General features: G+C 62.5%; 8 protein-coding genes. 4 read left to right on the plus strand and 4 right to left on the minus strand.

Features of this window, described 5'->3' with window-relative positions:
• The 3 genes from L9Z73_RS21195 to L9Z73_RS21205 all read left to right on the plus strand — a co-directional run.
• Nucleotides 1-1,070 (plus strand): M18 family aminopeptidase (locus L9Z73_RS21195; protein WP_247405063.1); only part of this gene is annotated, 1,070 nt, incomplete at its 5' end.
• Nucleotides 1,071-1,240: 170 nt separating this feature from the next.
• Nucleotides 1,241-1,408, plus strand: a complete 168-nt coding sequence (locus L9Z73_RS21200; RefSeq protein ID WP_247405077.1) for a hypothetical protein — start codon at nt 1,241-1,243, stop codon at nt 1,406-1,408.
• A gap of 72 nt (nt 1,409-1,480) precedes the next feature.
• Nucleotides 1,481-3,649 (plus strand): mechanosensitive ion channel family protein, encoded by a 2,169-nt coding sequence (locus tag L9Z73_RS21205; RefSeq protein ID WP_247405064.1) that lies wholly within the window; start codon nt 1,481-1,483, stop codon nt 3,647-3,649.
• 69 nt (nt 3,650-3,718) lie between these two features.
• Here the strand turns inward: L9Z73_RS21205 and L9Z73_RS21210 are convergent, their stop codons facing one another.
• The 4 genes from L9Z73_RS21210 to L9Z73_RS21225 all read right to left on the minus strand — a co-directional run bounded on the left by L9Z73_RS21210 (nt 3,719) and on the right by L9Z73_RS21225 (nt 7,067).
• On the minus strand, nt 3,719-3,940 hold the full coding sequence (locus tag L9Z73_RS21210) for an MbtH family protein (protein ID WP_198717259.1): 222 nt from the start codon (nt 3,938-3,940) through the stop codon (nt 3,719-3,721).
• A 235-nt stretch (nt 3,941-4,175) separates the two neighbouring features.
• Nucleotides 4,176-4,943 carry an N-acetylmuramoyl-L-alanine amidase gene (locus L9Z73_RS21215; protein WP_247405067.1) on the minus strand — a complete coding sequence of 256 codons (768 nt, stop codon included), beginning with the start codon at nt 4,941-4,943 and terminating at the stop codon, nt 4,176-4,178.
• Nucleotides 4,944-5,067: 124 nt separating this feature from the next.
• Nucleotides 5,068-6,387 (minus strand): ATP-binding protein, encoded by a 1,320-nt coding sequence (locus L9Z73_RS21220; RefSeq protein WP_247405070.1) that lies wholly within the window; start codon nt 6,385-6,387, stop codon nt 5,068-5,070.
• On the minus strand, nt 6,387-7,067 hold the full coding sequence (locus L9Z73_RS21225) for a response regulator (RefSeq protein WP_247405074.1): 681 nt from the start codon (nt 7,065-7,067) through the stop codon (nt 6,387-6,389). Before L9Z73_RS21225 ends, L9Z73_RS21220 begins: the two co-directional genes overlap by 1 nt.
• A 176-nt stretch (nt 7,068-7,243) precedes the next feature.
• On the opposite strand from L9Z73_RS21225, the gene L9Z73_RS21230 reads away from it, so the two are divergent.
• A partial coding sequence (locus L9Z73_RS21230; RefSeq protein ID WP_282598704.1) for a protein-disulfide reductase DsbD domain-containing protein occupies nt 7,244-7,662 on the plus strand: 419 nt, incomplete at its 3' end.

Consider the following 7,662-nt stretch of genomic DNA (forward strand, 5'->3'; position numbering starts at 1 on the left):
GCGGCATCCGCCTGGTCGGCGCCCACACCGACAGCCCGTGCCTGCGGGTCAAGCCCCAGCCCGAGCTGCAACGCCAGGGCTTCTGGCAGTTGGGCGTCGAAGTCTACGGCGGCGCATTGCTAGCACCGTGGTTCGACCGCGACCTTTCCCTGGCCGGCCGCGTGACCTTCCGCCGCGACGGCAAGGTCGAAAGCCAACTGATCGACTTCAAACTGCCGATTGCCATCATCCCCAACCTGGCCATCCACCTGAACCGTGAAGCCAACCAGGGCTGGGCAATCAATGCCCAGACCGAACTGCCGCCTATCCTCGCGCAGTTTGCCGGTGACGAGCGCGTGGACTTCCGCGCCGTACTCACCGAGCAGTTGGCCCGCGAGCACGGGCTGAACGCCGACGTGGTGCTCGACTACGAGCTGAGCTTCTACGACACCCAAAGCGCCGCCGTGATCGGCCTCAATGGCGACTTCATCGCCGGTGCCCGCCTGGACAACCTGCTGTCGTGCTACGCCGGCCTGCAAGCCTTGCTCACCAGCGAGACCGATGAAACCTGCGTGCTGGTGTGCAACGACCACGAAGAAGTCGGCTCCTGCTCGGCCTGCGGTGCCGACGGCCCGATGCTGGAGCAGACCCTGCGGCGCCTGCTGCCGGAAGGTGACGAGTTTGTACGCACCATTCAGAAATCGCTGCTGGTATCGGCCGACAATGCCCACGGCATCCACCCGAACTATGCCGACAAGCATGACGCCAACCACGGCCCGAAACTCAACGCCGGCCCAGTGATCAAGGTCAACAGCAACCAGCGCTACGCCACCAACAGCGAAACCGCCGGCTTCTTCCGCCACCTGTGCATGGCCGAGGAAGTGCCAGTGCAGAGCTTTGTGGTGCGCAGCGACATGGGCTGCGGCTCGACCATCGGCCCGATCACCGCCAGCCACCTGGGTGTGCGCACCGTCGACATCGGCTTGCCGACGTTCGCCATGCACTCCATTCGCGAGCTGTGCGGCAGCCATGACCTGGCGCATCTGGTGAAAGTCCTCGGTGCGTTCTACGCAAGCCGCGATCTGCCCTGAGCCAAAGGCTGAATGCAGCTAAACAGGTGGGAGGGGCAAGTCGAATCGTCGCACCGCCCCTCCCACATTTGGCTTCGCGTACACCTGATCTATATCACCTACATTTCCCGCAATCCCACCTAGACTTGTCATTATTCCCACTCTGACAGGGCCGTCGCCTCATGATCACCATGTCCTCATTCCACACCATGCTCATTCCTATCCTCATCGGCATGATCATGCTCGCGGTCGGTTTCAATTTTCGTGACAAGCCGCTCGGTGTGTTTGGCATGTGGGTCGGCATGCTGTTGATCCTGGGCACCGTGGTTTACAAGATCCTCGCTAAACTCGCTGAATAACAAATGCACTCGCATTGGGCATAGGGGCCTCGTACACTCGGTCAATTCGTCGTTTTCAAGGTTGACCGCCTCGTGCTTTCCCGTCTGTTTGCCCTGCCCTGCTACTTGCTGATCGCCCTGCTCACCCTGCTCCCGCTCGCTCCGGCCCAGGCCGTTGGCTTGCCTGGGCTGCTGGGTGGCACCAGCAAGCCTCAACCCCAGGCCGACCTGCCGCTGGGGCAATCGCTGGACGAGGTGATCAAGACCCTGGAAAACGACCAGCAACGTACCCAGTTGCTGAGCGACCTGAAAAAGCTGCGCCAGGCCACGCAAAAGGCCCAGCCGGCCGCCGAACAAGGCGTGCTCGGGCTGATCGGCAGCACGCTGTCTGGCCTTGAGCAGCAATTCTCCGGTGTCGACAGCCCGCTGGGACGCTGGTCCGATGAAGTGGACATGGCCAAGGATGAACTCAAGGCCTTGATGCTGCCGGTCAGCGAATGGCTGCCGATCATCTTCGGTTTTGCCCTGATCCTCGCCGTGTGGAGCCTGCTGGCCGCCGCGCTGATCTGGCTCAGCCACCGCGTGCGCGAGCGCTTCGGCCTGCCCGAAGAACTGCCGCAACACCCGCGCACCTGGGACATGCTGCGCTTCGCCCTACGCAAACTGGGGCCGTGGCTGATCGCACTGGTGATCACCGTGTACCTGAGTTACGCGCTGCCCTCGTCCCTGGGCAAATCCCTGGCGATGGTGCTGGCGTATGCGCTGGTGGTCGGCACCTGTTTCTCGGCAATTTGCGTGATCGCATTCTCCATGCTGGACGGCCCGCATCGCCGTCGCGCGTTGTATATCCTGCGGCGCAAGGCGTTCCGGCCCTTGTGGCTGATCGGCAGTTTTGCCGCCTTTGGCGAAGCCTTGGGTGACCCCAGGCTGGTCGTTGCGCTGGGCCAGCACCTGGCGCACACGGCGGCAACTGTCGCCAATGTGATGGCCGCGCTGTCCACCGGCGTGTTTATCCTGCGCTTTCGCCGGCCGATTGCGCACCTGATCCGCAACCAGCCGCTGTCCCGTCGCCTGACCCGCCGCGCCCTCAGCGATACGATCGAAATCATCGGCACCTTCTGGTACATCCCGGCCCTGCTGTTGGTCTGCATCTCGCTGTTCGCCACCTTCGTCTCCGCCGGCGACACCAGCAACGCGTTGCGTCAGTCATTGCTATGCACTGTGTTGCTGGTGCTGTGCATGGTGATCAACGGCCTGGTACGCCGCCATGCCCTCAAGCCGCAACGCGGACACAAGCGCCATGCGCTGTACTCCGAACGCCTGAAGAGCTTCGTCTACACCCTCGCCCACCTGGTGGTGTGGCTGACGTTTATCGAGCTGGGGCTAAGGGTCTGGGGCCTGTCGTTGATCCGCTTCACCGAAGGCGACGGCCATGAAATCAGCGTCAAGCTGTTCGGCCTCGGCGGCACGCTGCTGTTTGCCTGGCTGATCTGGATTCTCAGCGACACCGCGATCCACCACGCCCTCACCCGCTCGCGCAAAGGCCTGGCCAACGCGCGCGCGCAGACCATGATGCCGCTGATCCGCAACGTGCTGTTCGTGACCATCTTCATCATCGCGGCCATCGTCGCCTTGGCCAACATGGGCATGAACGTCACGCCGCTGCTGGCCGGTGCCGGTGTGATCGGCCTGGCCATCGGCTTTGGCGCGCAGTCGCTGGTGGCGGACTTGATCACCGGCCTGTTCATCATCATCGAAGACTCCCTGGCCATCGATGACTACGTGGACGTCGGCGGCCACCTCGGCACAGTCGAAGGCCTGACCATCCGTACCGTGCGCCTGCGCGACATCGACGGCATCGTGCATACCATCCCGTTCAGCGAGATCAAGAGCATCAAGAACTACTCCCGAGAGTTCGGCTACGCGATCTTTCGGGTGGCGATCCCGTACAACATGGACATCGACGATGCGATCAAGTTGATGCGCGACGTCGGCCAGCAGATGCGCAACGACCCACTGCAACGCCGCAATATCTGGTCACCGCTGGAGATTCAGGGCGTGGAAAGTTTCGAGTCGGGCAGCGCGATTCTGCGCGCGCGCTTCAAGACTGCGCCGATCAAGCAATGGGAAGTATCGCGGGCGTTCAACCTGTCGCTCAAACGCCATCTGGACGAGGCCGGGCTGGACCTGGCCACACCGCGCCTGAGTGTGCAGGTGGTGACCGGCGCTTCGGGCGGGCTGGAGAAAGAGAAGAACGCCTGAACCTTCAGGCGCGATGTGGGCGCGGCCTTGCCCCCACATTGGAGATTCGCTGATTTGTGTGGGGTGGGCTCAGGTCAGCGCGGCGCCGTCCATCTTCTGGCGCAGGCTCAACGGACGCATATCGGTCCAGACCTCTTCGATGTAGTCCAGGCACTCTTGCTTCAGGCCGCTCTTGCCCGCGTTACGCCAGCCTTCCGGCACGGCCTTGTAGTCGGGCCAGATGGAATACTGTTCTTCATGGTTGACCACTACCTGAAACAGGATGTCGTCGCGGTCAAATGCTGAGGTCATTGCTGTTCTCCATCGTTCAAAGGCTGGCTGCGCACCACGCGCAGCGCTGATATCTATAGAAACGTACCAGGCTGGCGAAAAATTAGAGGCTGGCGACCGCTGTGGCCAAGGCACACCCGAAAATCTCGGCGACCTGATCCTTCGACAATCACCGCCACAGGCGACAACACCCCGTCTTCCGGGTCGTTGAGCAGGTTACGGATGGATGAAGCGCCAAATGAGGCAGCGCTCGAAGTCAAAGCCCCCGGTACTTGTCATTCAGCGCATACAAAATCGCACACGTCTCGGCATCCAGGGCCCCACAATAATCCCTGGCCCGAAAGTGCATTTGAAACGCGCGGGTCCGCAGCTCGAACGCCTGGCGATTCTGCGCCGGTTTATACCCGTAGCGCTGAAAGGCGCGTTCCACCTCCACCTCGGGCGGTAACCCGACACAAAATCGGCGCTGGTACATCGCCCGCGTTGCCTCATCGAACCAGGCCCCTACGCCCGCCTCGAACAGGCAACGCCAAGGTAAGCGTGGCCCCGGATCACTCTTGCGCCAATACGCCACATCCGAATGCCCAAGGATCTCGCTCGGGCCGATGTGCGGGTAACGCGCAAGGATGTCGCGCAGCAATTCGATCAATACATCCACCTGCTCCCGAGGGTACGCAGGAAAGGTAAACACGCCGTCCTCATCGCGCGCCTGGTTGACGATCTCGATGCCGATCGCGCGGCTATTGAGGTTGTCCCGCCCGCCCCAGTGGCTCGCCCCGGCATGCCAGGCGCGCTGTGCCTCATCCACCAGGCGGAACACGCGCAACTCGTCATAACCGGCGGCGCGGTAGCCGGGCTCAGCCGGATCAGGCAGCAGATAGTGCGCACTGACACCGTGCCGCGTCAGGGTCTGCAGGGATGACATAAAGGGCGCGGCGGTGTAATGCAGGACCACTTGCCCCACGGGCTCGCCGTTGCGTTCGTTGAAGTCCTTGGCGGGGAAACTGGTATCGATGACCAACATAAGAATCGTCCTTTTCGGTACAGGCCGAGTCATTCGGCCCGTTCAAGCGCAAAACAATGACCGCCATCCTGAAGGGTTGAACGTCAGGCGGGCGGTAACTATTTGGCACGCGAAAGAACGGTGATCAGCGACGCAGCGGCATGCCCAAATCGACCCGCAGGCCATCCGGCTGGCTATCGAACGTCAACGAGCAGGAGCAGCGCTGGACAATCGCCTGCACAATCGCCAGGCCCAGGCCACAGCCCTCGCTGTTGCCGTTGCGCCAGAAGCGCTGTGTCAGGTATTGCAGGTCTTCGCTGGCGATCTGTTGGCCATGGTCACGCACGCGGAACACCACCTGATCGCCGGCCATCAACACACTGAGCTCCACCCGGGTATCGCCCGGAGTATGGCGCAGGGCGTTGTCCAGCAAGTTGCGCAGGGCGGCGACGGCCAGGCCCACTGGCATTTCCACCGGGGTGTCGCTGAGGTTTTCCGGCAGGATCAGGTCGATACGCTGGTTGTCGCCGGCGTTGGCGTCCTGGATCGCCAACCGCGCGACTTGCTCGGCGCTGGACTGCAAGCCGTCGTCGAACGACAGGCTGCCCTCCACCCGCGCCAGCAAGAGCAATTGCTCGAGGGTACGATGTAGGCGGTCGGCGCCCTCCTCGGCATGGGCCAGGGACTGATCGCGGGCCGCACCTTCGGTCATGCGCGCCACTTGCAGGTGGGTCTTGATCGCGGTCAGCGGGCTGCGCAGTTCGTGGGCGGCGTCGCCGGTGAGGCGCCGTTCGCGTTCGATGGTCTTGGCGATGCGCTGCAACAGTTGGTTCTGAGTGTCGAGCAGCGGTTTCAACTCGCTGGGCAGCGGGTGGATCTGCAGCGGCTCGAGGGAATCGGCACTGCGCCGCATCAATGCGTCACGCATTCGATTGAGCGGCAGCAGGCTTTGCCCGATCCCCAGCCACAGCAGGCACAGGCAGCCCAACAACGCCACACCGACCGGCACCGAGGCCGCCAGCAGGATCGACAGGTTCAACGCCTCGCGCTCGACCTGGCGGTCGGCGGTGGTAATGAACAGATCGCCACGGCTCAGGGTAAAGCTGCGCCACGCCGCGCCGTCGATGATCTGGTCGCGAAAACCGCTGCGATGGGATTCCAGCCCCTGGTCCGGAGTGGTGTGGCTGCGCGCCAACACTTCGCCGCGCAAGGAACTGACCTGACAGGCCATGCCGCCCGGCACATTCAGTTGCTCGGCGCTGAAGTGCTTGCCCTCAGCGCTGCTCGCCAGGCCCGGCATCTGCTCCATCAAACCGGCGACCATGCGCGCCGACGCGACCAGGCGCTGGTCGAGGGAGAACATCATCTGGTTGCGCAGATCGTTGAGCATCCAGGCAGCCGCCAGCGCCCAGATCAACACAAAAGCGGCGCCGAGCTTGAAGGTCAGGCGCAGGCGCAGGCTCATCACGGGGTGCTATCTCCACCATCCGCCGGGCCCAGGCGGTAACCCAGGCCACGTACTGTTTCGACGATGCCGTTGCCCAATTTGCGCCGCAAATGGTGGATATGCACGTTGAGGGCGTTGCTTTCCAGTTCGTCGTTGAAGCCGTAGACGCTGTCTTTGAGCTGTTCGCTGGAGAGCACGCGGCCCTTGTTGTGCAGCAGCGCCTGCAACAGCGCTTGTTCGCGGCGGGAAAGGTCCACGGATTGCCCGGCCAGCAGGGTTTCGCGGCTGCTCGGGTCGTAAGTGAGGCGGCCGTGCTCGATCAGGTTGACGCTGCGCCCGGCCACGCGGCGCAGCAAGGTTTGCAGGCGCGCGGCGAGCTCGCGCAGGTCGAAGGGTTTGAGCAGGTAATCGTCGGCACCGGCTTGCAGGCCGTCGACGCGGTTGGTCACCGAATCCCGCGCGGTGAGGATCAGCACCGGAATTTCCAGGCCCTGGCTGCGCTGCTGTTGCAGCAACTTGAGGCCGTCTTCGTCGGGCAGCCCGAGGTCGAGCACCATGATGTCGAATTCGGCAGCCTTGAGCATTGCCCGCGCGGCAGCAGCGGTGGCGACGCGCTCGACGGTAAAGCCCTGGGCGCCGAGGCCGGCCACGATGCCGCTGGCGATCAGTTCGTCGTCTTCACAGACCAGTACGTGCATGCTGAACCCTTCATGAAAGATGGGGGAATTAGAAGACAGATCGATTAAGCGCGCATTATGCCGCCAAAGTTCGCAACATCAGATATTCCCTACACTCTAGAATAGCGTCCGGTTAATCATCGGTTAATCAACGCCACACATTGTGTGCCTCACTTGCATCGAACTAAGGCTTGACCATGCGGCATCTATTTACCTTACTGCTGATGTTGTTCGCGGGATTCGCCCAGGCCGCGCCGGGTAACCCGTTCGAGACCAAACCCGATTTTCTCCCGGTAGCCAAGGCCTTCACCTTTACCTCCGAACGCCTGGAGTCCGGCGAAACCCAGCTGTATTGGCAGATTGCCGATGGTTATTACCTGTACCAGCAGCGCATGAAGTTCGACGGCCTCGCCGAAAAACCGGCGTTGCCCGAGGGTGAAGCCCATAGCGATGAGTTCTTCGGCGAGCAGCAAGTGTACCGCCAAGGCCTGGAAGTGAAGATTCCTGCGGGGGTGACCGGCCAGGTCAAGCTGGGCTGGCAGGGCTGTGCCGATGCCGGTCTGTGCTACCCGCCGCAGTCGATCAGGGTGAAATCGGCTTTTCGGTCGAGGATCTG

The organism is Pseudomonas emilianonis, assembly GCF_023072625.1.
GTDB classification, from domain to species: Bacteria; Pseudomonadota; Gammaproteobacteria; order Pseudomonadales; family Pseudomonadaceae; genus Aquipseudomonas; species Aquipseudomonas paraveronii.

Coding starts and splice junctions, on each gene's coding strand:
- L9Z73_RS21200 (WP_247405077.1), top strand. CDS start 1,241: ATGTCCTCATTCCACACCATGCTCATTCCTATCCTCATCGGCATGATC.
- L9Z73_RS21210 (WP_198717259.1), bottom strand. CDS start 3,940: ATGACCTCAGCATTTGACCGCGACGACATCCTGTTTCAGGTAGTGGTC.
- L9Z73_RS21215 (WP_247405067.1), bottom strand. CDS start 4,943: ATGTTGGTCATCGATACCAGTTTCCCCGCCAAGGACTTCAACGAACGC.
- L9Z73_RS21220 (WP_247405070.1), bottom strand. CDS start 6,387: ATGAGCCTGCGCCTGCGCCTGACCTTCAAGCTCGGCGCCGCTTTTGTG.
- L9Z73_RS21225 (WP_247405074.1), bottom strand. CDS start 7,067: ATGCACGTACTGGTCTGTGAAGACGACGAACTGATCGCCAGCGGCATC.